The following is a 22,872-nucleotide window of genomic DNA, read 5'->3' on the forward strand; positions in this document are numbered from 1 at the left end:
GAGCAACGATGCACACGATCCGAGACGCGGCGATCGTCTTCCGCGACGAGGCCGCGGCCGTGGCACAGAAGAGGATCGGTCTGTTGATCGGCCTGGTCCAACCATTCGTCTACATGGCCCTGTTCGGCCCGCTGCTGGTGAGGATGCTGCCCGAGAGCGGCGCCTCCGCCTGGCAGGTCTACATCCCGGGCCTGCTCGTCCAACTGGGCCTGTTCGCCACCGGCTACGCCGGATTCGGGCTGATCCCCGACGTCCGTTCCGGCTACCTGGAACGGCTGCGGGTGACCCCGGCGAGCCGGCTCGGGCTGCTGCTCGGGCGGGTGCTCTGGGATGTGCTGGCCCTGTTCATCCAGTCGGTCGTCATCGTGCTCATCGCCCTGCTGTTCGGGCTGCGGGCTCCGGTAGGAGGTGTGCTGGCCGCCATCGCGATGATGCTGCTCGTCGGTATCAGCCTGGCATTCCTGTCCTACTCGCTGGCCCTGAAGCTGACGTCGGAATGGCTGTTCGCTCCCGTCCTCAACGGCATCGCCCTGCCGCTGATGCTGCTGTCCGGCATCCTGCTGCCCCTGACCTACGCCCCCGGCTGGCTCAAGGCCATCGGCTCCGCCAACCCTCTGCGTTACGCGGTGGACGCCATGCGCGGACTCTTCGCCGGAAACTACGGCTCGCACTCCGTCCTGTCCGGCATCTGCGTGGTGGTCGGCCTGATGGTCGTGTCGGCGGTGGCCGGCACCCGTATCTTCGCCAAGTACAACGCCTGAGCCTCTTGCGTCCTCGCGGTGTGGCCGACGGCGTCGCAGGCGTGCATTCGCCATTGCCTGCGGACTCTGTGGTCGGCCCTCCGCCGGAGTTCTCCACGGCCGTCGAACCTGCGCGTCCCGCCCACTCCGTTGCGTCAGGGCCAGCCGCAGAGCATCGACCAGGCCCGGGCCGACATGCTCCTGGCCGGCCCACCGCCTGGGGCTGCTCCGCTTGCGCCTTATGGTGAGGCTGTGGTGCGCCACCCGCGTGGCGCTGCTGGTCGTCGGGTGCTGCCGTGCCGTCCCCCCGGGAGCGGGACCGATGTCAGGATCACCGACATCTACGGGGAGCGGCTGACCGTCGACGGCACCGCCGTGCAGCCGGACGTCGCGCAGCCGACGGGCGTCCAGTTCGCCCGGCATTGACCAGCCGCCGGACAGCCTTCACCGGTCCGCAACCGAGCACGACCGCCGTTCGAATCCCGGGCCGGGCACTGTTAGGCTGCGCCCCTGTTGTTAAACATGCAACTAACGTGCACGTCATCGCCAGGAGAGGGCGACGGAGGGATGCTCCTCGACGACGCGTCCGCGGAGTTCCACGAATTCTTCGAACGCCACTATGCCGAACTCGCCCGTCTGGCATACCTCCTGACCGGCGAGACCGACGCGGCGGACGACCTCGCGGCGGATGCCCTGCTCGCCCTGTGGCAGCGCTGGGACCGGTTGCGGCAGGCCGACCACCCGCTCGCCTACGCCCGCGGTGTGGTGGCCAACCTGGCGCGGGGACGGATCCGCAGCGCGGTGCGCGAGCGACTCCGGATCACGCTGTTCTGGTCCCGCAGCCCCGAGAAGGTGGAGGGGCCGGACATGGCGGCCGTGCTGGACGTCCGCGCGGCGCTCGCCCGGCTGCCCTTCCGCAAGCGCGCCTGCGTGGTGCTGCGGCACGCCTTCGACCTGTCGGAGAAGGACACGGCGGCAGCGCTGGGCATATCGGTCGGCACGGTGAAGAGCCAGACCTCGAAGGGAATGGCCGAGCTGGAAAGGATACTGGGCGCACGAGCGGCCGGGGACCTGGTGGCAGGGAGGAGGAACCGGTGAACGACGAGATCGCCCGTCAGCTGCGCGAGGCCGCCGAGGCGCACCGGCCCGACCGCGCGCGGATGCTGGCCCGGGTGCAACGCGGCATGGCCGGCCCCGCCGTCCGTCACCGCGCGCGGCCGTTCGCGAGGTCCGGGACCAGGGTCGCGCTCGCCGGGCTCGCCGCCACCGGCATCCTGGCGACCGGCGGCCTCGCCGTCGCCGCCATCGTCGCGCACTCGTCGCCGTCGGCCACCGTGACCACGCCTGCCACCCCGTCCCCGACCGCCGGCTCCCCGCACCCGACATCGGGCCGCCCCACCCCCGTTGCGCCGGCCCCCGCCACCCCGGGCAGCGCGCGCCCGACTCCGCCGGCCACCAGTCCATCGCCGGCCGCCGGCGAGAGCCGGAACGGGCCGCTGTGGTCGGCCGGCTCGGTGGACCCGCACAGCACCGTCTACTGGACGCAGAGCAACCTCGCCCTCAAGACGACCCGGCCGCTCACCTCGCTCACGGTCGAGATGCGGATCGTGCAGACCGGCGGGGTGAAGAACACCGGCACCTGGGAGACCCTGCCGAGTGCTGACTTCACCGTCACCGCTCGGGAGGACGGCGGCACGCTGGTCTACCGCTGGGTCCTCAAGCCGGGCCTGACCGTGCCGGCCGGGAGCTATGAGTTTGCCGCCCAGTTCAACAACGGCACCGGCGTGCGCAGTTCCGCGGGCGACGGCTACCGCGTCGACGCGCAGGGTTCGGGCGGCTCCGCGTCGGTCCGGGGAGGGTTCGTCCCGACCCGGTGAACGCCGCTGTGCGGCAAGGGGTGAGTCCCTTTGCCGCACAGCTCGATGGGAGAACAAGTACCCGCACTGCTGGTACGGGGTCCAGTCGGCCGGGCCGACGTTGGTCCCGTCGGCGTAGGTGGCCTCCATGGTGGCCGGCGGGTCGCCGTGGAACCGGGTGGGGACGGTGACAGCGGCCGTGAAAACTCTTCCGTCGGATCGCGGCAACCTTTGTGTGCGTGGCGGCAACCGGCAGGTAACCGGGTCCGGATCAAGGCCCGCTGTGCCAGAAGGACGTGCCGTTGTCAGATCAGAACCGCTCTCATCGCCGCCGTCCGGCTACCCGCCGCGTGCTCGCCGCCGCCGTGGTCCTCGCCGCCGCGGGTGCCGCCGCACCGCTGGTCGCGCTGGCCGCACGCACGCCGGAGGCCCGCACACCGACCCTGGCCACCGCGGCGGCCGGCAGCGGCCGCTACTTCGGCACGGCGGTGTCCTCGGGCAGGTTCGGCGACCCGACGTACTCCACCCTTCTCGACCGGGAGTTCAACATGATCACCCCGGAGAACGAGATGAAGTGGGACACCGTCGAACCCTCCCGCGGGAACTTCAACTTCAGCCCGGCCGACTCGATCGTGGGCCACGCCGCCGCGCACGGCCAGCGCATGCGCGGCCACACCCTGGTGTGGCACTCCCAACTGCCCGGCTGGGTCAAGTCCCTCACCGACGCCAACACCCTGCGCAGTGTGATGGACAACCACATCACCACCGAGATGACCCACTACAAGGGCAAGATCTACGCCTGGGACGTGGTCAACGAGGCGTTCGCCGACGGCGGCAGCGGTCAGCACCGCAGCTCGGTCTTCCAGGACGTGCTGGGCAACGGCTTCATCGAGGAAGCCTTCCGCACGGCCCGGAACGCCGACCCCTCCGCCAAGCTCTGCTACAACGACTACAACATCGAGAACTGGACCGACGCCAAGACGCAGGGCGTCTACGCGATGGTCAAGGACTTCAAGTCCCGCGGTGTGCCCATCGACTGCGTCGGCTTCCAGAGCCACTTCGGCGCCGGCGGCCCGCCGGCCGGCTTCCAGGCCACGCTGTCCAAGTTCGCCGCGCTCGGCGTGGACGTACAGATCACCGAACTCGACATCGCCCAGGCGTCCGCCACCGCGTACGCCAACACCGTGCAGGACTGCCTCAACGTCGCTCGCTGCACGGGCATCACGGTGTGGGGCATCCGCGACAGCGACTCCTGGCGCACCGGTGAGAACCCGCTGCTGTTCGACGCGAGCGGCAACGAGAAGCCCGCCTACAACGCGGTGCTCACCGCCCTGGGCAGCAGCGGCGGCACGCCGAGCGGGGGCAGCGGCGGGACACCAGCCGAAGGCATCACCTCCGGCACCGTCTACACGCTCTCCGACGTGGCCGCCGGACGCGTTCTCGACGAGCCCGCGGGATACAACGGCAACGGCACCCCGCTCCAGGTGTGGGACGCCAGCGGTGCCTCCAACCAGCAGTGGCGTGCCGGCCGGAACAGCGACGGCTCCTACACGCTGACCAACGTCGCCAGCGGCCGGGTACTGGACGAGCCGGGCAACCAGACGGGCAACGGGACCAGAACGGAGGTCTGGGACTCCAACGGCGGCGCCAACCAGCACTGGCGGGCCGCCCGGAACAGCGACGGCTCCTACACGCTGACCAACGTCGCCAGCGGTCGGGCACTGGAGATTCCCGGCGGCAAGACCGCCAACGGCACCCCCGTCCAGATCTGGGACTCCAACGGCGGCGGCGCCAACCAGCACTGGAACTTCAGGACCCCGGCGCCTGCGCCGGCGGGCGGCACGTGTGCTCTTCCGTCGACATACCGGTGGACGTCGACGGGTGCGCTGGCGCAGCCGGCGAACGGGTGGGACGCGGTGAAGGACTTCACCACCGTGACGTACAACGGCAAGCACCTGGTCTACGCGTCGAGCGTGTCGGGATCGTCGTACGGCTCGATGATGTTCAAGCCCTTCACGAACTGGGCGGACATGGTGTCGGCCGGCCAGACCGGCATGAGCCAGAAAGCGGTGGCGCCCACACTGTTCTACTTCGCGCCCAAGAACATCTGGGTGCTGGCGTCCCAGTGGGGCGCGTCGCCCTTCGTCTACCGCACGTCGAGCGACCCCACCAACCCCGACGGCTGGTCCGCGCCGCAGCCGCTGTTCACCGGCAGCATCCCCCGCACCGAATCCGCCACCGGCCCGATCGACCAGACCCTGATCGCCGACGACCAGAACATGTACCTGTTCTTCGCCGGCGACAACGGCAAGATCTACCGGGCGAGCATGCCGATCGGGAACTTCCCGGGCAACTTCGGCTCGTCGTACACGACGGTCATGAGCGATTCGACGAAGAACCTGTTCGAGGCGCCGCAGGTCTACAAGGTTCAGGGCCACAACCAGTACCTCATGATCGTTGAGGCTCGGGGGGCGAACGAGCAGCGCTACTTCCGTTCGTTCACCGCCACCAGCCTGAGTGGTTCCTGGACCCCGCAGGCCGCCGGCGAGAGCAACCCCTTCGCCGGCAAGGCCAACAGCGGTGCCACCTGGACCAACGACATCAGCCATGGTGACCTGGTCCGCAACAACCCCGACCAGACCATGACCATCGACCCCTGCCACCTGCAGTTCCTCTACCAGGGCAAGTCCCCCACCGCGACCGGCCCCTACGACCGACTGCCGTGGCGGCCGGGTGTCCTCACCCTGCAGCGCTGACCCGCCTGATCCACGGTGATGGCGATCGGGTGCGGTGCACCGGCGCGTAGACGAGCGGTCTACGGCGTGGGCACCTCCACCCGCTGACCGCTGCTCACCGCCTCGAGGAACCCCAGCCGGCGCATGGCTGGGGTTCCCATCGTTTGGGGACCAGACGGAGGCTCGGCGAGGCTTGTCGGGCTGACGGGTGGGCTCCTGGTCCTGCGCGGTGTGGGCGCCGGCGTCCCGGGCCGCATTCACCTTCCGCCACATCGGCGCATTCATCGACCGGGACGGCCCGCACTGTCCCGGCCTCGCGGTCGAACTCGGCTTCCCCGCCGTCACCTGTCAGCACGATCATCCCCTTCGCCAAGGCCGCCCCGATCGGCGCCCGCACCGACGGCGGCATGGCCGGCGCCGACCGGAGAAGTCCTCAGCCCGACGAAGATGACGAAATGCGCCCCCATCGAAGAGATGGGGGCGCATTTCGTCAGCTTCGCCTACTTGAGTGCTGTACCGCCCGAGTTGTGATAGGCGATCGTCTTGTTGATCAGGTTTCCGCCGTCGGACTCGACCGTCGTCTGTTCCTGCTGCCCTGGACCGAAGAGCAGCCCGGCGACATGGGCGCTCGCCACCTGGTCCATGTGCCCGAAGAGCCAGTCCACCTTGTCGTCCTTGTAATGGTTGAGGGTGTTGTTCTGCGCCATGTTGCCCACGGGGATCTGCCACAGGACCACCGGCTTGCCCACGGACTCGGCCATCGTCTTGTAGAACTGCAGCGCGGCGGCGGCCTTCTGGTCGGTCCAGAAGTGGTCACTGCCGCCGTGGGCCGGCTGTGCGTACCAGCCCGCGTCGCGGTCCGACACGTCGGTGACCAGGAAGTCGGCGTTCTGCGCGCCGAGGTTCGCGTAGTCCTTGACGCATGCCTGTGTGTTGGTCTGCCAGTCGAAGCAGGAAAGGTGCAGCCCCACGGCGGTGTTCGGCGCGTACTTGTGCGCCATCGAGATCAGGCAGCGGGCGAGTCCGGCGGCGCTGTTCTCCTGCGATCCGCAATCCGTCGGATTCGCGCCCGAGACCTGTGCGGGAACCTGGTGCGGATCGCCGAGCGACCGCACGTAGCCCCAGAAGTCGGGCTCGAGGTCGATCGCGTCGTGCGACGTGCCGATCTTCTGGAGGAAGAACCGGTAGTCGTTCAGGTACCGGGTGAGCAGATCGAGCCGGTTGATGGCCTTGACCTCGCCCGGACCGTCGCCCTCGCCTGCCGCATCCCCGAGGTCGCGCAACGAGTACCAGGTCCAGAGCATCTTCTGCGGACGCGCGCTGCCCTTGTACGTCGCCTGGGCCGCCACGCTGTCCCGCCAGGTCACGTAAGTGCCGGGCGCCGTGGTGCTGCCGTTCCAGCAGCCCCACCAGCCCGACCAATCGTCGTGGCAGCGCGCTGCCGTGTAGTAGTCCGACGAGGGCGCGGGCTGGCTGTGCACATAGGCGTAGCGCATGTCGAACGGCGCGGCGGTCGCCGAGGCGTCGGACATCGAGCCGCCGATGAGCACCGTGCTGCTGCCCATGAAACGTGTCGTCGAACTGCCGCCACCGGCCACGGGAGACGGCGCCGACGACGGGTGCGAGCCGCTCGGAGCCTGGCTGGTGGGAACGCTGCCGCCCGGCGCGGTGGGCGTACCGGAGCTGCCGACACTCCCGGCCGGGACGAGTTGCCACTGCTGATCGGCGCCGCCCCGGTCGCGGTTCTGGACGACGTCGCCCCCGTCGGCCTTGGCGGCGTTGCGGACATCGACGGCCATGCCACTGAAGCGATTGACCAAACGCACGTAGCCGTCCGGCGACTTGGCCAGTTTGAACTGCTGGTTGGTGCCGTTGTGGTCTCGCCACTGCACGAGGGCGGAGCCGGCCGTCTTCGACCAGCCGAGGTCGTCCAGCACCTTGCCGGAGTTCCGGTTCTGCAGCCGGTAGTACCCGTCACCCGCGTCGATGAACCGCCACTGCTGGTTGGCCCCGCCGTGGCGCGCCCACTGCACCACCGCCGCGCCGTCGTTCGTGGCGTAGGCGCGGTCGTCCAGCACCTTGCCGCTGTTGCGGTTGACCAGCACGTACCACTTCTTCAGATCCAGGGTTTGCTGCGCCGAAGCCTGGCTGACCACGACAGCCGAGCCGGCCACGACCACCATGGCGAGACCTGCCCACAGACCCCGATGCGCGAGCAACCGACGGCCACGATGCTTCGGGCGACCACCGCGCGCGCCGCCGTCGGCACGGTGGCCGCCGACGCGGGACGCCACCGATGACGTGGGTGGGCCGGGGACATGTCTGTGCTCTCGTTCCAGGGACATGCCTGTGCTCTCTTTCAGCCGTTGCATCTGACCGGACCACTTGGCCGGACAACGCTGAGTGGTCCGAGAGGCCGAAGAGGTTGCCGCGAAGATCCACAGATTTTTTCGCCTTGACCGCTTCCCGTTCGCTGCGGAGCACGGCACGCCTGACGCCGGCGGTGGCGAACGCCTGATGGCTGGTCGGGGAAGGTGCGGGACAGCAGCGAGATCCCGACCCGGCAAGGCCGCTCCGAGCGCCTCGCCGACCTTGCGGCAGCCACCAACAGTACCCACTGTCTGTGCGGCACCGGTGGTCTGCGTTACCTCGACGCCGCGGCCCCTTCGACGCCCACGGCATGCCCGTGCTGCCCTTCCACACCCCTGTGGATGACCCACTCTGGCAGGGGGCTCGCCGATCCAGCAGTCTGTGGGCCCTGAGCAAGATCGGGCCCGATGCGCTTGCAGACCACCTGGCCGCCCAACGAGAAGCTCACCGTCCTGGAGCCCACGCGTGACCGCCGGCATCTCCGACACCCTCACCCGGGGCATCCTGTGCGAGGCGTACGGCACGGGCATTCCCACCGCCGTCCTGCCGTACCTGAACTCGGCCCAGGCCGCCCACCCCGCGTACCGCCGGAGTCCGGGCGAGCTGCGCGAGACGGGCGTGCTGGTCGGCTCGTACGAGCCTCACTCACCGGCCCAAGGCCGCCGGTGGTGCTGATCGATACCGCTGGGAGGCACTGGTCTTTGCAGACCGCCTGGAAACGCGACCGCTGATCACCCCACACAATGGTGGTACAGCACCTGCCTCCACGTTGCGGCCGCGCGTTCCTCGGCAACCGGCATGAGCTTGCGGAGCAGGAGCAGGCGTGACCGACCGCCCCCTTGCTTTGACACCCGCTTCAGGAGTTCGTTCTCCACCCGGCCGGGCTGAGGCCCGCCTCAGGCACCGGTGCCGCACGCGCCTGCTGGTTGCAGCCGCCGTCCGTGCTCGTTGATGTCAGCGGTGGATGTCAGCGAAACAGCTCCGGCAGCGGGCAAGCCTCCTGCTGTCATCGATCAACCGGACGCGCCGGTTGACGGCCGGAGAGGTGAGCCGTCGCGCTGTTACACAGCGGTGACGGTTCCCGTATCGATCACGATTATGTGATCAGTCACACTAACTGCATCGCACACCGCAAGGGCCGAAACCGGGGGGCCGGACGGAAAGCCGCGGGGCGATCTTCTCGCTTCACCACTCTTGTCATCCCTGGGGGGATCACCATGTCTGCCGTGCTCGCGCGCCACCGCCTCACCCTCCGTGCCGCCGTCGCCACCGCCGCTCTCGCCGGCGCCCTGCTCACGCCGGCCGTCGCCTTCGCCGCCGACGGCCAGTCCGGCACCGACACACACTGCACCGCGACGCAGACCATCCCCTCCGCCTTCGGCGGCTGGACGGTCGACCTGACCAACAGCCTCTCGGCGGGCCCCAAGGCCGTACTGAAGGACGACAAGGGCAAGACGGTGTCCACCGTGGACCGCGCCCATCCCGAGGATCTCGCCAACGGCCTCAAGATCAAGAACGCGGACACCACCTCCCCGCTCTTCCTCGACCGCTCCCAGGGCGACCCGGCGCCGTGGCGCCAGACGCCGTTCCCGGCCCTGCCGAAGGACTGCATGGGGACGGGCACGGGCAGCGGTTCCGGCACGGGTACGGGGTCCGGGTCGGGCGCCGGTACCGGCACCGTCACCGTCATCGGCAAGTGCACCGTGATGCAGACCATTCCCTCCCGCTTCGGCGGCTGGACGGTCGACCTGACCAACAGCCTCCGTAAGGGCCCCAAGGCCGTGCTGAGGGACGGCAAGGGCAAGGCGGTGTCCACCGTGGACCGCAACCGCCCGGTGGACACCGTCAACGGCCTGAAGATCGAGAAGGCCTACAGCACCTCCCCGCTCTTCCTGGACAACAACCAGGGCGGCGACTCCCCCTGGCGCACGACGCCCTTCCCGAAGCTGCCCAAGGGCTGCGTGAACACCGGCACCGGCACCGGCGCCGGTAAGGGCACCACCCAGACCACCAAGGCCACCCAGACCAAGGTCGTCCCCACCGGCGCCGTCGCCGCGGGCGCCGAGGGCACCGGCAGCTCGCAGAACACCGCGCTGCTGGCGGGCGGGGCGGTCCTGGCCGTGGGCGGTGTGGCCGGCCTCGGTTACGTCGTGCGCCGCCGCCGCGCGAGCGTCTGATCCCCCGACACCACCGCACCTGGCGGGCCACCGGTCGTCACCGGCGGCCCGCCTTCGGCGTCCACCCCAGGCGACTCCCCCCAGCACAGCCCAGGAAGCCCCGAGGAACCCCGATGAACGCGCCCCCAGCCCAGGAAGCGCCGCCCCCGTCCCCGCCCTCCCGCAGCCGCCTGCGCTGGATCGCGGCCATGGCGGCGGCAGCACTGGCCGTCGGCGGCTGGATGACGGTCATCGCCGTACACGCCGACACCCCGGCACCCGCCGCACACGGCCCGGCAGCGAACATCACCGCCTCCGCCCCACCGCCGTCGCACGCGTCCGCGTCCTCGCCCACGTCCTCACCGGCTCCGCTGCCCGCATCCGCGCCCGTGCGGGTCCGCATCCCGGCCGCCGGCGTCGACACCTCCCCCGTCCTCCAACTCGGCCTCGCCGCCGACGGAACCGTCCAGGTGCCGTCCGTCGCCCAGGCCGACCGCATCGGCTGGTACCGGGAGGGCGTCACCCCCGGCCAGACGGGTCCGGCCGTACTCATCGGCCACTTCGACACCGTCAACGGGCCCGCCGTCCTGCGGAACGTGGCGCGCGTGCGTCCCGGCGACACCATCACCGTCGACCGCGCCGACGGCTCCACCGCCGTCTTCGCCGTACGCACCCTGCAGCAGGTGGACAAGAGACACTTCCCCACCCAGCGGGTGTACGGCGACACCTCCCGCCCCGAACTGCGCGTCATCACCTGCGGCGGCGACCTGCGCGCAGGCCACCGCCCGGACAACATCATCCTGTACGCCGACCTGGTACGAACCTCCCCGAGCTGAGCCCTGCGGGGGCTAGTGGGTTGCGCTGGCGATACGAACACCACGGGCGGCGAAGTCTCCATGGACGTGGCAAGCCCCGGCAACGGCGGTGAGCAGCCGGTCGAGTGAGACCCGGACCCGGGCCGCCGTTGATCGCGTCTTCCAAGAGGACGAGCCTGCGGATGACGGCCCAGAGACGGCCCAGGATGGCCCCTAGGGCTCTGACCTGCGGTTATCTCAGTAGCCGAAGAAGTGAAAGGCCGGGTCTCCGACCTGCGGCCACGTAATCGATCAACGCTGCGACCTGCGACTTAGCTGTCGGTGGTTGTCGGCGTTGGTCGTCGTTGAGCACCCTCTGACGGCCCCGAGACGGCCCCGCTTTCCCTTGCTTAGACGACTGCGGGCTTGCGCGGATCAACGGGGTTGATCTCGGCTTCGTCGAAGAGCTGCTCCAGGGCTTCGGTTCCATGCTTTCTGCGGAACGCGATCTCGGATGCGGTAACCGGTAGCAGCCAGAGCAAGCGGGCGTGTCCGTCTGGCAGGGCACACCGTTCAAGGTCGGGCCCGTGCAGGTAGGACAGGCTGACAAGCAGATGCTCGCAGGTCGATCCGGGCGTCCAGGGTTCCCCCATCGGCAGGCTGTGGCCCAGATCAAGACGGTGAGGCTCCGGCCCACCGCAGTGGTAGAAGGCCGTCATCGCGAGAACGTCCGCGGATCGCTGATCGGCGCCGTCATGATGAACTCCAGGCCGTGTCCCTGATGGTGGGCCCGTGCCCAGCATCCGACTGTGACGTAGGGCGCCGAATAAGGTCGAGGGGGCGGTTCGACGTGAGGTCGGCAGAGTCTCAATGACCGAGCCAAGCGACGGGCGCCGGCCGATGGTGCGCACGGAGCCCGTATCGGGCCCAGACTTTGCGATCTGGCCTCATCCTTATCAGGTCGATCACGGCTCCTCTGGTACTCAGCAGAGCCCTGACCCGGGGTGGACCCGCCGGTCGCTGAGCACCGCTCTTGTTCGGCCCTGTTCGTGGCTGTTGGTGTCAGCCGTTGGTGTCAGGCCCAACGGCGAGCTTGACAGGAGTCTCAGGAGAGGGTGGCGGCGTCCACGGTCTCTCGGATCTCCAGGACGGTGTCGGCTCCCGTGATCGCGAACAGGCGCTGAAGCTGCTGCGGTGGCGCGACCACTCGAAAGGTGCCCGCCTTGTGCGTACGAATGAGCACATTGAGAAATGACGAGTCCGCGAAGACAACGCCGGATGCGTCCAGGATCACCTTTGCATGCTCTCTCGCAGCGGCGGCCAGTGCGTTCGCCAGAGGCGGGACCGAATGCATGTCGTATGAACCATGAGCTGCAATGACCCAGGCACCGCGCGATGCGTACTGATCCAATGCAGCTTCTGGGGCAGGTTCGCCGGCCAGGTTCGACCACTGCTCCTCGTCAGCGTTGCTCACGAGTCTTGGCATGACGGCCTCGTCCCAGGACACTTGCGGGCTCCTTCCGTGGCGCTGCATCGCGGGAACATGTCAGCGATTACGTGAAAAGTATGTCATGTATCTGGGTTCAGCAATGCTGCCCCTAAGATGCAGGGCATGGTTGGAGTGCCCGAACCTCACACCGGATGGACGTTCATCACCAACCACGCGCGCGTGCTGGCAGCCATTGCCGACAACTCGAACGTCCGGATCCGCGACATCGCTGCTCGTTGTCGGCTTACGGAGCGCGCCGTCCAGCGCATCATCTCCGACCTCGAGCAGGACGGTTACCTCTCTCGAACCCGTGATGGCCGCACGAACACCTACCGCATCGAGGCAGGCAAGGTACTGCGTCATCCGGCGGAAGCTGGTCTCTCCGTGGCCTCTCTCCTCTCCTTGCTCGTGCAGGATGAGACCGAGCGCGTCAACAAGCCGCTTGCTCAGCAAGCTCGTTGACCTGCGTCAAGGGCACGCGGTAGTGGTCGTGAGAGGCCTTGCACGGTGCGCACCGCCTCAACCCACCACTAACCCCAGCTCCTGTCCCGTACGCCATGGGCCGCGTCTGCTCGGCTCCGCCTGGGTCGGCGGTGTGCGGGACGGGAGCTCCCTGCGCACGCCACTACGGACCCGCAGTCGGCGGCGGCGCCCCCTCCATCCCGGTGCCGGCTGATCCCCCGCCGGAGGCATTGCCTTGACCGTGGGCCGCTCTATGCGGTGATCGACTCATGGCCACCAGCCCTCTCCACATGTGGGCGCGCGTCGGCGCAGCGCGCGGAGCGGGCCGGAGGCAGGGGCGCAGCCGGGCGGACACGATGGTCCGCGCGGGACAGTCCTCGGAGAAGGCGGCGCTGATCTATCAGCACTCCGACGAGGAGCGTCAGGAGGAGGTCGCCGCGGGCCTCGACGCCACCGTCCGGAAGGCTCGGGTCGCCGCAGCTCGGAAGGCGCCCGACAGGCCTTCTGGCACGAATCTGGCACGCGGCGTCTGATCATCGAGGACAGCAAAAAGGCCCGGGTCTCTGACCTGGGCCTTAATCATGGAGCGGGTGACGAGAATCGAACTCGCGCTCTCAGCTTGGGAAGCTGATGTTCTACCATTAAACTACACCCGCGTAAGTCCCCGACCGGTGATCCGGTCCTGGAACGCTGCTCACTGTACCTCATCCCGGACCCCCGGTGCTCGCGCCGTGGGGTCCTGTGTCGTTCCAGGGTCCGGATGTGGCTGCGGGGGGCCGGAGTTGGGGCGTACGGTGGTGGGGGAGCGGAGGGGTCGTGCGCGGTCGGAGTGCCGCCTGGAGGGCCGTCCCTTTCATCCCGTAATGTGGCTTTCGTCGTCCGTCACGGCAGTGAGACGAAGGCTCTTGGGGAAGGGACTCAGAGGACTTGATGGAGCGCACCGTCGTCCGTTGTGCCGAGGGGCACGTGTTCAGCACCGCTTCGTTCCCGATGCAGCAGGCCGAGCGCCTCGGCCCCGGCCGGCTCGTCCGGTGTCCCCGCTGCGCCCGGCTCCGCAGCGCGGTGCCGGTGACCTTGCAAAAGCAGTAGCGGCAGGAGCGGAGGGCCCGTAGCGGCCAGCGGTTCGGGCGCGTGGAGTCGTCGCGATTGTGGCGGCTCCGCGCGCCTTGCGTATTCTCAGGGCGTGCTTCTCTCAGACAAGGACATCCGGACCGAGATCGACAAGGGGCGGGTCGTGATCGACCCGTTCGATCCGACCATGGTGCAGCCCTCGAGCATCGACGTGCGGCTCGACCGCTACTTCCGGGTGTTCGAGAACCACAGGTACCCCCACATCGACCCCTCCATCGAGCAGGTCGACCTCACGCGGCTCGTCGAACCCGAGGGCGACGAGCCGTTCATCCTCCACCCCGGGGAGTTCGTCCTGGCCTCGACGTACGAGGTCATCACGCTGCCCGACGATCTCGCCTCGCGGCTGGAGGGCAAGAGCTCCCTCGGGCGGCTCGGGCTCGTCACCCACTCCACCGCCGGGTTCATCGACCCCGGTTTCTCCGGGCACGTCACGCTCGAGCTGTCCAACCTCGCCACCCTTCCGATCAAGCTCTGGCCGGGCATGAAGATCGGGCAACTGTGCATGTTCCGACTCACCTCGCCGGCCGAGTTCCCCTACGGCAGCGAGCGGTACGGCTCGCGCTACCAGGGCCAGCGCGGTCCCACGCCGTCCCGTTCCTTCCTGAACTTCCACCGGACGCAGGTGTGAGCGAGACATGACCAGCGACGCACGAGAGAACCTGACCTACGAGGACTTCGGACGCGCCGTCCGGGAACTCGCGCAGACCATCGCCGACGACGGCTACCAGCCCGACATCGTGCTCAGCATCGCGCGCGGCGGAGTGTTCGTGGCCGGCGGCCTCGCGTACGCCCTGGACTGCAAGAACATCCATCTGATCAACGTCGAGTTCTACACCGGTGTGGGCACCACGCTCGACATGCCCGTGATGCTCGCCCCGGTCCCCAACGCGATCGACTTCACCGACAAGAAGGTCCTGATCGCCGACGACGTGGCCGACACCGGCAAGACGCTGAAACTCGTGCACGACTTCTGCGTGGAGACCGTCGCCGAGGTCCGCTCCGCGGTGATCTACGAGAAGTCCCAGTCGCTGGTGAAGTGCGAGTACGTGTGGAAGCGGACCGATGACTGGATCAACTTCCCGTGGAGTGTCGACGGGCCTGTGGTGAAGCGGGACGGGCAGGTGCTGGACGCGTAGGCGTCCGAGTCACTTGTACGTCACCTGGTACTGCCTGCCGTACACGTTCGAGTTGTAGATCTTCGGGGCGGGGGCGCCGCGGTCCGTCACCGTCACGCACACCTCGTAGCGCGCACCGTGCGTCAGGTCCGTGTCGACTGCCGCCTCCACCCACTGCTCACGGGACTGCGGAGTCGGCCAGGCCGGCAGGGCGGGGAACACCTTGCCGTGGGCTTCGTCCGTGCCGGGGAAGACGGTGGTTCTGCCCGACGAATCCCTCAGCCAGAGGTAGACGTCCACCGACTTCGAGCCGGACGTCGTACGCCACTCGGCGATCATGTACAGGCGGCCGCCCTGGATACGCGCACAGGGCTTGACCAGCACGTCGGACGCGTCAGTCGATCTCCAGCCGGTGCAGCCCTGTGCCGGGTTGCCCGGCAGCGCAGGCTGTGACGCGCCCGGTGCCGCAGTCTCCGTGGTCGCGGTGGCTGTCGCGCTCGGTGACGGGCTCCCGGACCTCGTCGGGACGGTGCTCCGCGACGGCGCGTGCGACGACGTCTCCGCGTCGCCCGCCGGCGCTGCGTCCGACACCGTATGGCGTTCCCACAGGTCGACGCCGACGAACGCGCCGAGTGCAAGGATCAGGCCTCCCGCCAGCGACCACGCCAGCCCAGCCCTGAGCGACCCGCGCGAGGCGTAGTGGTGGTGTTCATGGATCGTCTGATCGCGGCCGGTCTGGTAGGTCCGGGCCTGGTCCGACGGTGTTGCCGAGAAGGACTGCCCGGCGGGTCGGTCAGGAGGGGGAGTCGTCTGTCCCGTCATCGTTCGTTGATCGTCTGGTTCCCGGCGGACTGGTAGACGCGTGCATGGCCGGTCGGGGCCGCGTTGAAGACCGTGGTGGTGCCCTGAGTCTGCTGTGCGGGGAGCGACGGGGTGAGCTCCTCCGCCAGGACGCGGCGCAGTTCCTCGGCAAGGTCGGGACGTGTCACGAGCAGCCGGCGGAAACGCAGGCGCCACTCCTGCGCCGAGTCCTCCGCGAGGTCGGCCTGGGTGTCGGCGAGCAGCAGGGTGCGGGTCTCCGTCAGTTCCGCCTCGACCGTGTCGGCACGCTCCGGGTACGCGCGCTGCCAGAGAGCGGCGACCGAGGTCTTGGCCCGCTCCCACAGGTCGGTGGTCAGAGCCGTCACCACCGCCGTCCCCGCGCTCGACGCGAGGGCCGCCAACTCGGCTTCCACAGCCACTCCTTCTCGCTCCGGTGCTGAACAGGGGCGCCATCTTATGGCACCAACGGGACCGTAGCGTCCAGGAGTTGGGAGAAACGGTAGGGATGTCGAGGGGGCGTGCGTAGCGTCGAGGGATCGAGGGCAGAGCTTTCGGGCGCCGGGCGCGTACGGAACGGGACAGTACGGACGGGGCTGTACGGACAGGACGGTACGGACGGGACCGCGTGCCACGGGGCGTGAGGGGCGGGCGGATTTTCGAGCCGTACGGCGGAAGGGGGGAGAGATGACAGACGGCACGGGCGGCCCATTACCCGACGGCACGTCCCAGGGGCCTGACAGCGGAACGACCACTGACCCGGGCGGCGGTTCCGGCCCGCGCACCGGCCTTGTTGCCCGCACGCGTGCCTGGGTACGCGGCCACGGCCCCCAGACCCTCGTCGGCTCGGTTCTGGTGACCGTGATCGGAGCCGTGGCCTCCGTACTCCTGACCGCCGCACTGGGCGACGACCCCGGCGGCAGTACGGGCGGAAGCGCGGCGGCCGAAGGGACGGTGGGCGCGCTCACGGGCCCGTCGACGCCGCCGGGCTGCCACGGCGAGGAGTGCGACGGGCTCGACCCCGAAACCACCCGATGCGGGGCCGGGGCGAGGACGCTCCGGGGGGAGTGGGCTGGCACCATGTACCTGGCGATCCGGTACAGCCCGGCGTGTCACACGGTGTGGGGCAAGCTCACCGGAGCCGAGGTCGGCGACACCGTCGAGATCCGGACCTCACCGAACCGGCGGCAGGTCGCGGAGGTCGCCTACGGCCATACGAAGTACACGCCCATGCTCCCGGCGCCGGAATCGCGGGTCTTCACCGCCCAGGCGACCGCCGTCGCCGTCAATCCGAAGAAGCGCGAGGTCGCCCACGGCCATGTGATGACGGTCGGGGCCGGCGCCGCGGATCTGCAGTCCGCCACGCCGAACCCGACCTCGACACCGGTAGCCGAGGGACGCTAGAAGGTCCCCAGCTTGACGATCGACAGGATGGCGATCAGCTGGATCGCCGACGCGCCCAGGGCCTTCGGCCACGGCAGGTCGTGGGACTTGGAGACCATCAGGGTCAGCAGCGCGCCCGCGCCGACCCAGGTCGCCCAGCCCAGGAGCTGGACGAAGGACGCGTTGCCGCCGAAGAACATCGCGACGACCAGGCGCGGCGCGTCCGTGATCGACATGATCAGCATGGACAGGCCGACCGTGGGCTGCCAGGCGCCGTCGCCGCCGAGCTGGCGGGCGAGGGTGTGGGTGACCACGCCCAGGATGAAGGAGCTGATCACGATCGCCACCGCGGTCGTCAGGACGATCGGGATCGCGTTGGAGAGCGTGGCGTTGATCGCGTCCTGACGGGCGCCGTCGAATCCGAAGACGGCGAGCAGGCCGTACAGGAACGTCACGATGAGGGCCGGGCCCCACATCGTGTAGTCCCGCATCTGGAGGAACGTCTGGGTCGGGGACAGCACGATGCCCCGCAGCAGCTCCTTCCAGTGCAGCCGTGGGCCGGCCGGCGGCATCGAGGCCTGGCCGGCACGGTAGGTCTCGCCCTGGCTGTAAGGGTCCTCGCCGACGGAGAAGGCCTGGGTGTGGCCCGGGGTGTTGGCCGCGTACGGATCCGGGGTGTGGGGGTGGCCCCGGCCGTCGTCGCCGAAGTACTCCGGTTCACCGTGGCTCTGCGGTGCCTGCCACTGCGGCCGGCCACCGTGGGGTCCCGCCCCGCCGTACTGCTGCTGCGGAGGTGCAGCGGGGTAGCCGTGCGACGGGGCCTGCGGCGCCTGCTGTCCGTACGGGGGGTGTTGCGGTCGCGCTTGCGGGGCACGGTTGTCCCGGCCGCCGCGTCCGATCCTGAATCCAGCCACGTCTTCGAACGTACCTGGTGTCGGGGGGTGACGTGCCGCAACCGGGGGACGGGGAGGCTTTGGGGCCGAGCTGTGACATCCCCTAAGGGTCCCCTAAGGGGGGCCTCAGGCGTGGAATCGGGGAGACGACGCTGTCCCCTCGGGGTTTCGGCAGGCAGGGTGACCCGGCGGCGGTGGCGGCCTCTCTGTACCCGGAAGTCTGCTCCACTCGATCGGCGAAGCTCACGCTGAAGTACGGCACGTCGTCGACGCACCGCTGAGCCCGGCCGACCCGTTAATGGGATTTATTGATCCGTTCAGTGATTTGGGCCGTTCCACAGCGTTAACGGGGGTTCATCAACGATATCTATGCGTGTGACAGCCGCTTTGCGCTGTCGGTTCGAGTCAAGTGCATGTCGGGAGCGTGGAAGATATGGCGACGTCATGGTCCGAGCCCCGTTGACGGACGAGCTCTTGCCACGGATGCGGAGCCTGCGACGGCAGACCAGGTCCCTCCTCCGCGCCCGGTACATCCTGTCGGCCGTCGTTTTCCTGGTCATCGCCGGGGCCGGCTGGATCGTGGTCACCGGTCTGTTCGCCCGGACCGAGCTGCTGGCCGCGCAGCGGTCGCTGGAGACGTTGCGGCACTCGGTGACCGGTGCGGCGGGGAGAAACGCTGCAGGGGCCGGGACAATGGACGCGGAGGCGGCGATGAGCTCCGCGGCGGGACACGCCGCCCAGGCGCATCGCCTCACCACGGGGCCCGCCTGGTATCTCTTCGCGCAGGCACCGGTCCTCGGCGGGCCCGCGAGCACCGTCCGCGGCGCGGCGGACGTCGCCGACCGGTTGACTCATGACGTCCTGCCGCCGCTCGTGCGCATCGCTTCCGAACACGCCGGTGACAGGCGGAAGCGCGGTCTGGAATCCCTGCTGTCCGCACTCCAGGGTCAGGCTCCTGCACTGGAACGGGCGGCTCGGGCCGCCGCCGAATCCCGCGCGGATGTCGGCGGACTGCCCCGCGCGACCTGGCTGCCCGCGGTCGACCATGTACGCACGCGGCTTGCCGAGCTGCTCGACCGGACCGTCCCGGTCACGGCTGATGCTTCGATGGCCGCCCGTGTGCTACCGCAGATGATGGGCGAGGAAAGCCCCCGGCGGTATTTCGTCGTCGTCCAGAACACCGCGGAGGCCCGCGGCACCGGCGGCATGCCCGGGGCCTTCGCCGTGGTCACCGCCGATCGGGGACGACTGGACTTCGAGACGTTCGGCAACGACGACAGGGTGTCGGGCGCCAACCCCACCGTCGATCTGGGAGCGGAATTCGCCGCCCGTTACGCCTCGGCCGAGCCCACTCGATACTGGGCCAACTCGAACATGAGCCCGCACTTCCCCTATGCGGCCCGTATCTGGTCGGCTACCTGGCGCCAGCGAAGCGGCGAGAGGGTGGACGGAGTCGTCGCCCTGGACCCCACCACGCTGGGCCGCCTTCTGCGGGCGACGGGCCCCGGACGCCTCCCCGACGGCACACCGCTCACCGCCGACAACGCGCTGGACCTCACCGAGCGTACGGGCTACGCCCGGTACTCGGACGACGCGCGGCGCAAGGCGTTCCTCCTCGAGGTGGCGCGCACGGCAGCCACCACGTTGGCGGACTCCCTCGGCGACCCACGACGGCTCCCCAGGCTGGTCAAGGCTGCGTACGGTGACGCCGCGGCCGGCCGGCTGAAGGTGTGGAGCGCACGGGAGAACGAGCAACGCATCCTGTCGACCCGTCCGTTGAGCGGTACGTTCCCGGAGACCACCGACCCCTTCGCCGGCCTCGTCGTCAACAACGCCGCGGGCGGGAAGCTCGATTACTACCTGGAGCGCGAGCTGAGCTGGCTCCCGGGCCGCTGCACGCCACAGGGCCGGCTCGTCACCGCGCGGATCGATCTCACGAACCGGGCTCCGGCTTCGGGGCTTCCCGCCTACGTCACCCAGCGCGGCGACAGACCCCGGCACCCCACCCGCCCCGGAGACAACCGGTTGCTGGTTTCCTACTACGCCAGCGCCGGCGCACAACTCACCCAGGCGACGCTCGACGGGCAGGGCATCACGGTGGGCGTCGGCAAGGAACGCGGTCATCCCGTGTACACCCTCGACCTGGAGCTGCCGGCGCGGCGCACCCGTACCTGGACGCTCCAGTTGCTGGAGCCGGCCAGCGACCGGGCCCCCGTGCTGTGGCGCCAACCGCTGGTCACACCGCTGCGGGTGCATGTGCGGCCCTCTCCGGTATGCGACGGCGGCGAACGGCGGTCCGTGGCGCAGTGATGACGTGGGCCGCGGCGGAGCGGGTCGGGCGCTTCGCTCGAAGCCCGTCCGGCCCGGCCGTCGGCGCACCGTCACCTGGCTCGACGCCCGGCGCACCGTGACGGACCGCGCCCCGCACCGCTCCGCCGTGGGCCCGATGGCGGCCGGGTGAGTGAGGGGCATCCGTCGCCGGTGGTACTCGCGCCGCGGGCCGTACGAAGCCGTGACCCCGCGACGGTCAGGGGCGGGCTCCGGCCGCCAAGGTGGCGTAGACGTCGTCGAACCACGCCGCGGTGGCCGCCATGTCCACCGACGAGGTGTCGGCGAGAGCCCGGGCGGCGAGCGCGGCGTGAACTTCGGGGCGCATGACGCGCAGGATGGCGTCGGCCAGCCGCTCCGGTGACCGGGGCGGCACCAGAAATCCGTTCTCGCCGTCGCGGACCAGGTCGGTGACTCCGCCCACGGCCGTGGAAACCACCGGTACCCCTGCGGCGATCGCCTCCATGACGACCACGGGCAGTCCCTCGTGGTTCGAGGAAAGGACCAAGGCGTCCACCGCGGCCACGAGCCGGTTGGCCCCCGGCACACGCCCCACATAGCGAATGCGCTCCCGTAGCCCTCGCCGGTCGACCTCAGCCAGCACCTGCTCACGCAGGGGGCCGTCACCGGCCAGCACGAACACGGCGTCGGGCCGCTCACCGAGCACCCGGGCAGCAGCCTCGATCAGCAGGGGATGGTTCTTCTGCCAGCGGAAGTTGGCCACACACGCCAGTACGAAGGCGTCGTCGGGGATCCCGAACTCCGCGCGCACCTCCCTCGCACGTTGAGCCCAGGACCGTTGAGCCGCGACATCCACTCCGTGGACGCGTGTGCGAACCAGGCGTGCTCCCTTGACGGTACGAGCGGTGGCCACCTGCGGTGAGACCGCCACCGTCAGATCATCGAGCCACCGTGTCCACCGGTCGACCAGCATGGTCAGCGGGCGATAGCACTCGTGATGCACGGTGGAGACCAGTGCGGGGCGGCGGCACATCAGGCGCACGGCGGGGCGCAGCAGCGATGCGGGCAGGGGGGAGTGGACGTTGACCACGTCGGGCCGCAGTCCTCGCACCACACGGACGAGTCTGGCGTAGCGGAGCAGACGCGGTGACGATCGCAGATCGACGACCTTCACTCCGCAGGTCCGCAGCACCTCGGCCAATTCGTCGGTCGCGGCCTTCACGAAGACCACGGTGTAGTCACGACCGGTCCGGGGCGCCCGGCGCAGGCGTTCCACCAGAAGAACCTCGGCACCGCCCACGTCCAGAGTCTTGATCACTTCGCAGATGCGCGCCATGGTCACCGAGCCGCCCTCCGCTGCCGACGAGGCCTTGCATCATCGCGCGTCCGCACCCTAGAGGCTGAGCGGCGCCCGAGGCCGTGGCCCTGCCAGGGCTCGGCGTGTCGTGCGGGAGGCGTCACCCGAACGCCGGAAGGCCGACGCCGCCCGCTGCGGGGTGTCACTGCGGTGCAGCCGGAACGCCGGCGGTCGGGGACAGCGCCGTTCCCTTGTTCGCTTCCCGCGAGTGGGGCACGGCAGCGCGGGCGGCGTCCTTCGACGGCGTACCCGCCGTGACCGCGCCACCTTCGGATGCGGCCGTGGCGGCGGGGATCCTGAGCAGCAGCGCCACCGCGCCGACGCCGACCGCACCGGCGGCGGCGAGCGCGGTGCCGGGAGGGAGCAACCCGTGGGTCACCAACATCCCCGACAGGCAGCCGGCCACGGCGAGTAGCGCAAGGTACCGAACGACCTGAGGGACCGTGAGGCCGAGGCGTCTCAACCGATGGGCGATATGGTCCGTTCCGCCCTGCAGCAGCGGCTTGGACTCCCGGTAGCGGGACAGCATCACCAGCGTCGTGTCCAGAGTCGGCACCACAGTGGCGAGCAGCAGGCCCGCCGGTCCGGACAGGCCCTCGACGTCGTCGTGGAGCACCACCAAGGCGGAAGCCAGCGTGAAGCCGAGGAAGAGCGATCCCGCGTCGCCGAGGAAGATGCGTGCCGGATGCCTGTTGTGGAACAGGAAGCCGAGGCAGGCACACGCGAGCGCGGCCACCAGCACGCCCACACCATCAGGACCGCCGGCCGGAGCGGTCAGGCAGACGAAGCCGCCGATGACCACGCACAGCGACGAGGCGGCGCCGTCCATGTTGTCCAGCAGGTTGAACGCATTCGTGACGAAGACGATCCACACGATGGAGAGCACGGCGTCGATCGTGTTGCCGAAGAGGTCTGGATGCCCCCCTACCGACACCACTACCGCGGCCGAGAGGACCTCGACGCACAGCCGCACCATCGGGCCGAGCGGGCGCAGATCATCGATGAGCCCGAGAACGCACATGACCGCCGCGCCGCCGAGCAGCACACCGACGACCGGGTCGAAGACCCCCCCGGCGAGCGCGGCCGCCGCACCCGCGGCGAAGGTGGCGACGGCGACGGCGACACCGCCGAGATAGGGGGTCGGCCGGGTGTGCGCCTTGCGCGCGCTGGGGCGGTCGGTGATCCCGTGGCGCACGGCGAAGCGTCTGAGCGGCTCGGTCAGCAGGAGGCCGAGCAGCAGGGCCGCGCCGCCTGCACCCGCCGTCGAGATCGTCGCGTACATG

The 22,872-nt window shown here is 69.6% G+C and carries 21 protein-coding genes, 1 tRNA gene and 2 pseudogenes; 14 read left to right on the forward strand and 10 right to left on the reverse strand.

The features are described from left to right. Positions 1 to 8: 8 nt before the first annotated feature. From SY2F82_RS29365 to SY2F82_RS29380, 4 genes are all read left to right on the forward strand, one after another. Entirely contained in the window at positions 9 to 761 is a 753-nt protein-coding gene (locus SY2F82_RS29365; protein WP_200422194.1) for an ABC transporter permease, read from the forward strand. Between the two features lie 231 nt (positions 762 to 992). After that, positions 993 to 1,166: a hypothetical protein gene (locus SY2F82_RS29370; protein ID WP_200422470.1), complete on the forward strand. Its 174-nt coding sequence runs from the start codon at positions 993 to 995 to the stop codon at positions 1,164 to 1,166. A gap of 141 nt (positions 1,167 to 1,307) precedes the next feature. Then, complete coding sequence (locus tag SY2F82_RS29375; protein ID WP_200422195.1) at positions 1,308 to 1,838, forward strand: SigE family RNA polymerase sigma factor; 531 nt, start codon at positions 1,308 to 1,310, stop codon at positions 1,836 to 1,838. After that, a complete protein-coding gene (locus tag SY2F82_RS29380; protein WP_200422196.1) occupies positions 1,835 to 2,617 on the forward strand; it encodes a hypothetical protein in 783 nt (260 codons plus the stop codon). The genes SY2F82_RS29375 and SY2F82_RS29380 overlap by 4 nt, the downstream gene beginning before the upstream one ends. A 57-nt stretch (positions 2,618 to 2,674) precedes the next feature. On the opposite strand, the pseudogene SY2F82_RS39210 reads toward SY2F82_RS29380, so the two are convergent. Further along, positions 2,675 to 2,845: pseudogene (locus SY2F82_RS39210) on the reverse strand (hypothetical protein); the annotation flags it as partial. Positions 2,846 to 2,892: 47 nt separating this feature from the next. Between SY2F82_RS39210 and SY2F82_RS29390 the strand changes: the two are divergent. Continuing rightward, positions 2,893 to 5,352 carry a non-reducing end alpha-L-arabinofuranosidase family hydrolase gene (locus tag SY2F82_RS29390; protein ID WP_308437797.1) on the forward strand — a complete coding sequence of 820 codons (2,460 nt, stop codon included), beginning with the start codon at positions 2,893 to 2,895 and terminating at the stop codon, positions 5,350 to 5,352. A 479-nt stretch (positions 5,353 to 5,831) separates the two neighbouring features. Here SY2F82_RS29390 and SY2F82_RS29395 read toward each other — a convergent pair whose 3' ends face one another. Then, positions 5,832 to 7,514 (reverse strand): RICIN domain-containing protein, encoded by a 1,683-nt coding sequence (locus tag SY2F82_RS29395; RefSeq protein ID WP_200422197.1) that lies wholly within the window; start codon positions 7,512 to 7,514, stop codon positions 5,832 to 5,834. 655 nt (positions 7,515 to 8,169) lie between these two features. On the opposite strand from SY2F82_RS29395, the pseudogene SY2F82_RS29400 reads away from it, so the two are divergent. The 3 genes and pseudogenes from SY2F82_RS29400 to SY2F82_RS29410 all read left to right on the forward strand — a co-directional run. Continuing rightward, a pseudogene (locus SY2F82_RS29400) lies at positions 8,170 to 8,503 on the forward strand (hypothetical protein); the annotation flags it as partial. A 415-nt stretch (positions 8,504 to 8,918) separates the two neighbouring features. Then, positions 8,919 to 9,878, forward strand: a complete 960-nt coding sequence (locus SY2F82_RS29405) for an LPXTG cell wall anchor domain-containing protein (protein WP_200422198.1) — start codon at positions 8,919 to 8,921, stop codon at positions 9,876 to 9,878. Positions 9,879 to 9,991: 113 nt separating this feature from the next. Further along, positions 9,992 to 10,693: a class F sortase gene (locus SY2F82_RS29410; RefSeq protein WP_236041867.1), complete on the forward strand. Its 702-nt coding sequence runs from the start codon at positions 9,992 to 9,994 to the stop codon at positions 10,691 to 10,693. Positions 10,694 to 11,061: 368 nt separating this feature from the next. On the opposite strand, the gene SY2F82_RS29415 is transcribed toward SY2F82_RS29410, so the two are convergent. Both SY2F82_RS29415 and SY2F82_RS29420 read right to left on the reverse strand, forming a co-directional pair. After that, entirely contained in the window at positions 11,062 to 11,370 is a 309-nt protein-coding gene (locus SY2F82_RS29415) for a suppressor of fused domain protein (protein ID WP_236041868.1), read from the reverse strand. A gap of 386 nt (positions 11,371 to 11,756) precedes the next feature. Further along, the gene (locus SY2F82_RS29420) at positions 11,757 to 12,158 is read right to left on the reverse strand and encodes an STAS domain-containing protein (RefSeq protein ID WP_200422199.1); all 402 of its coding nucleotides are present in this window, start codon (positions 12,156 to 12,158) and stop codon (positions 11,757 to 11,759) included. Positions 12,159 to 12,263: 105 nt separating this feature from the next. Here SY2F82_RS29420 and SY2F82_RS29425 point away from each other — a divergent pair, with 105 nt between their 5' ends. Together SY2F82_RS29425 and SY2F82_RS29430 are read left to right on the forward strand one after the other, a co-directional pair. Then, positions 12,264 to 12,602 (forward strand): helix-turn-helix domain-containing protein, encoded by a 339-nt coding sequence (locus SY2F82_RS29425; RefSeq protein ID WP_200422200.1) that lies wholly within the window; start codon positions 12,264 to 12,266, stop codon positions 12,600 to 12,602. Between the two features lie 269 nt (positions 12,603 to 12,871). Continuing rightward, on the forward strand, positions 12,872 to 13,135 hold the full coding sequence (locus SY2F82_RS29430; protein WP_374707216.1) for an integrase: 264 nt from the start codon (positions 12,872 to 12,874) through the stop codon (positions 13,133 to 13,135). Positions 13,136 to 13,184: 49 nt separating this feature from the next. Here SY2F82_RS29430 and SY2F82_RS29435 read toward each other — a convergent pair. Next, positions 13,185 to 13,258: transfer RNA gene (locus SY2F82_RS29435), tRNA-Gly, on the reverse strand. A 527-nt stretch (positions 13,259 to 13,785) separates the two neighbouring features. On the opposite strand from SY2F82_RS29435, the gene dcd reads away from it, so the two are divergent. Both dcd and SY2F82_RS29445 read left to right on the forward strand, forming a co-directional pair. Then, positions 13,786 to 14,361 carry a dCTP deaminase gene (dcd, locus tag SY2F82_RS29440; protein WP_200422201.1) on the forward strand — a complete coding sequence of 192 codons (576 nt, stop codon included), beginning with the start codon at positions 13,786 to 13,788 and terminating at the stop codon, positions 14,359 to 14,361. Positions 14,362 to 14,368: 7 nt separating this feature from the next. Next, complete coding sequence (locus SY2F82_RS29445; RefSeq protein ID WP_200422202.1) at positions 14,369 to 14,869, forward strand: phosphoribosyltransferase; 501 nt, start codon at positions 14,369 to 14,371, stop codon at positions 14,867 to 14,869. 9 nt (positions 14,870 to 14,878) lie between these two features. On the opposite strand, the gene SY2F82_RS29450 is transcribed toward SY2F82_RS29445, so the two are convergent. Further along, a complete protein-coding gene (locus tag SY2F82_RS29450; protein WP_200422203.1) occupies positions 14,879 to 15,670 on the reverse strand; it encodes a hypothetical protein in 792 nt (263 codons plus the stop codon). Then, positions 15,667 to 16,083, reverse strand: a complete 417-nt coding sequence (locus SY2F82_RS29455) for a hypothetical protein (RefSeq protein ID WP_200422204.1) — start codon at positions 16,081 to 16,083, stop codon at positions 15,667 to 15,669. Before SY2F82_RS29455 ends, SY2F82_RS29450 begins: the two co-directional genes overlap by 4 nt. 271 nt (positions 16,084 to 16,354) lie before the next feature. Between SY2F82_RS29455 and SY2F82_RS29460 the strand changes: the two genes are divergently transcribed. Further along, positions 16,355 to 17,071, forward strand: a complete 717-nt coding sequence (locus SY2F82_RS29460; protein WP_200422205.1) for a DUF2690 domain-containing protein — start codon at positions 16,355 to 16,357, stop codon at positions 17,069 to 17,071. Here SY2F82_RS29460 and SY2F82_RS29465 read toward each other — a convergent pair. Then, on the reverse strand, positions 17,068 to 17,964 hold the full coding sequence (locus tag SY2F82_RS29465) for a Yip1 family protein (protein ID WP_200422206.1): 897 nt from the start codon (positions 17,962 to 17,964) through the stop codon (positions 17,068 to 17,070). The genes SY2F82_RS29460 and SY2F82_RS29465 overlap by 4 nt on opposite strands. Before the next feature lie 462 nt (positions 17,965 to 18,426). Between SY2F82_RS29465 and SY2F82_RS29470 the strand changes: the two genes are divergently transcribed. Further along, entirely contained in the window at positions 18,427 to 20,253 is a 1,827-nt protein-coding gene (locus tag SY2F82_RS29470; protein WP_200422207.1) for a DUF4012 domain-containing protein, read from the forward strand. Positions 20,254 to 20,470: 217 nt separating this feature from the next. Here SY2F82_RS29470 and SY2F82_RS29475 read toward each other — a convergent pair whose 3' ends face one another. Next, the gene (locus SY2F82_RS29475) at positions 20,471 to 21,568 is read right to left on the reverse strand and encodes a glycosyltransferase (protein WP_236041889.1); all 1,098 of its coding nucleotides are present in this window, start codon (positions 21,566 to 21,568) and stop codon (positions 20,471 to 20,473) included. A gap of 163 nt (positions 21,569 to 21,731) precedes the next feature. Beyond that, positions 21,732 to 22,871, reverse strand: a complete 1,140-nt coding sequence (locus SY2F82_RS29480; protein ID WP_200422209.1) for an MraY family glycosyltransferase — start codon at positions 22,869 to 22,871, stop codon at positions 21,732 to 21,734. Position 22,872 lies beyond the last annotated feature (1 nt).

The sequence above is a fragment of the Streptomyces sp. Y2F8-2 genome, assembly GCF_014905555.1.
GTDB lineage: Bacteria > Actinomycetota > Actinomycetes > Streptomycetales > Streptomycetaceae > Streptomyces > Streptomyces cynarae.

Bases quoted from the DNA above. Each gene is read 5' to 3' on its own strand.
- SY2F82_RS29445 (WP_200422202.1), top strand. From the start codon at position 14,369: ATGACCAGCGACGCACGAGAGAACCTGACCTACGAGGACTTCGGACGC.
- SY2F82_RS29470 (WP_200422207.1), top strand. From the start codon at position 18,427: ATGCGGAGCCTGCGACGGCAGACCAGGTCCCTCCTCCGCGCCCGGTAC.
- SY2F82_RS29475 (WP_236041889.1), bottom strand. From the start codon at position 21,568: ATGGCGCGCATCTGCGAAGTGATCAAGACTCTGGACGTGGGCGGTGCC.
- SY2F82_RS29405 (WP_200422198.1), top strand. From the start codon at position 8,919: ATGTCTGCCGTGCTCGCGCGCCACCGCCTCACCCTCCGTGCCGCCGTC.
- SY2F82_RS29415 (WP_236041868.1), bottom strand. From the start codon at position 11,370: ATGACGGCCTTCTACCACTGCGGTGGGCCGGAGCCTCACCGTCTTGAT.
- SY2F82_RS29365 (WP_200422194.1), top strand. From the start codon at position 9: ATGCACACGATCCGAGACGCGGCGATCGTCTTCCGCGACGAGGCCGCG.
- SY2F82_RS29480 (WP_200422209.1), bottom strand. From the start codon at position 22,871: ATGTACGCGACGATCTCGACGGCGGGTGCAGGCGGCGCGGCCCTGCTG.
- SY2F82_RS29430 (WP_374707216.1), top strand. From the start codon at position 12,872: ATGGCCACCAGCCCTCTCCACATGTGGGCGCGCGTCGGCGCAGCGCGC.
- SY2F82_RS29410 (WP_236041867.1), top strand. From the start codon at position 9,992: ATGAACGCGCCCCCAGCCCAGGAAGCGCCGCCCCCGTCCCCGCCCTCC.
- SY2F82_RS29425 (WP_200422200.1), top strand. From the start codon at position 12,264: ATGGTTGGAGTGCCCGAACCTCACACCGGATGGACGTTCATCACCAAC.
- SY2F82_RS29395 (WP_200422197.1), bottom strand. From the start codon at position 7,514: ATGGTGGTCGTGGCCGGCTCGGCTGTCGTGGTCAGCCAGGCTTCGGCG.
- SY2F82_RS29450 (WP_200422203.1), bottom strand. From the start codon at position 15,670: ATGACGGGACAGACGACTCCCCCTCCTGACCGACCCGCCGGGCAGTCC.
- SY2F82_RS29375 (WP_200422195.1), top strand. From the start codon at position 1,308: ATGCTCCTCGACGACGCGTCCGCGGAGTTCCACGAATTCTTCGAACGC.
- SY2F82_RS29460 (WP_200422205.1), top strand. From the start codon at position 16,355: ATGACAGACGGCACGGGCGGCCCATTACCCGACGGCACGTCCCAGGGG.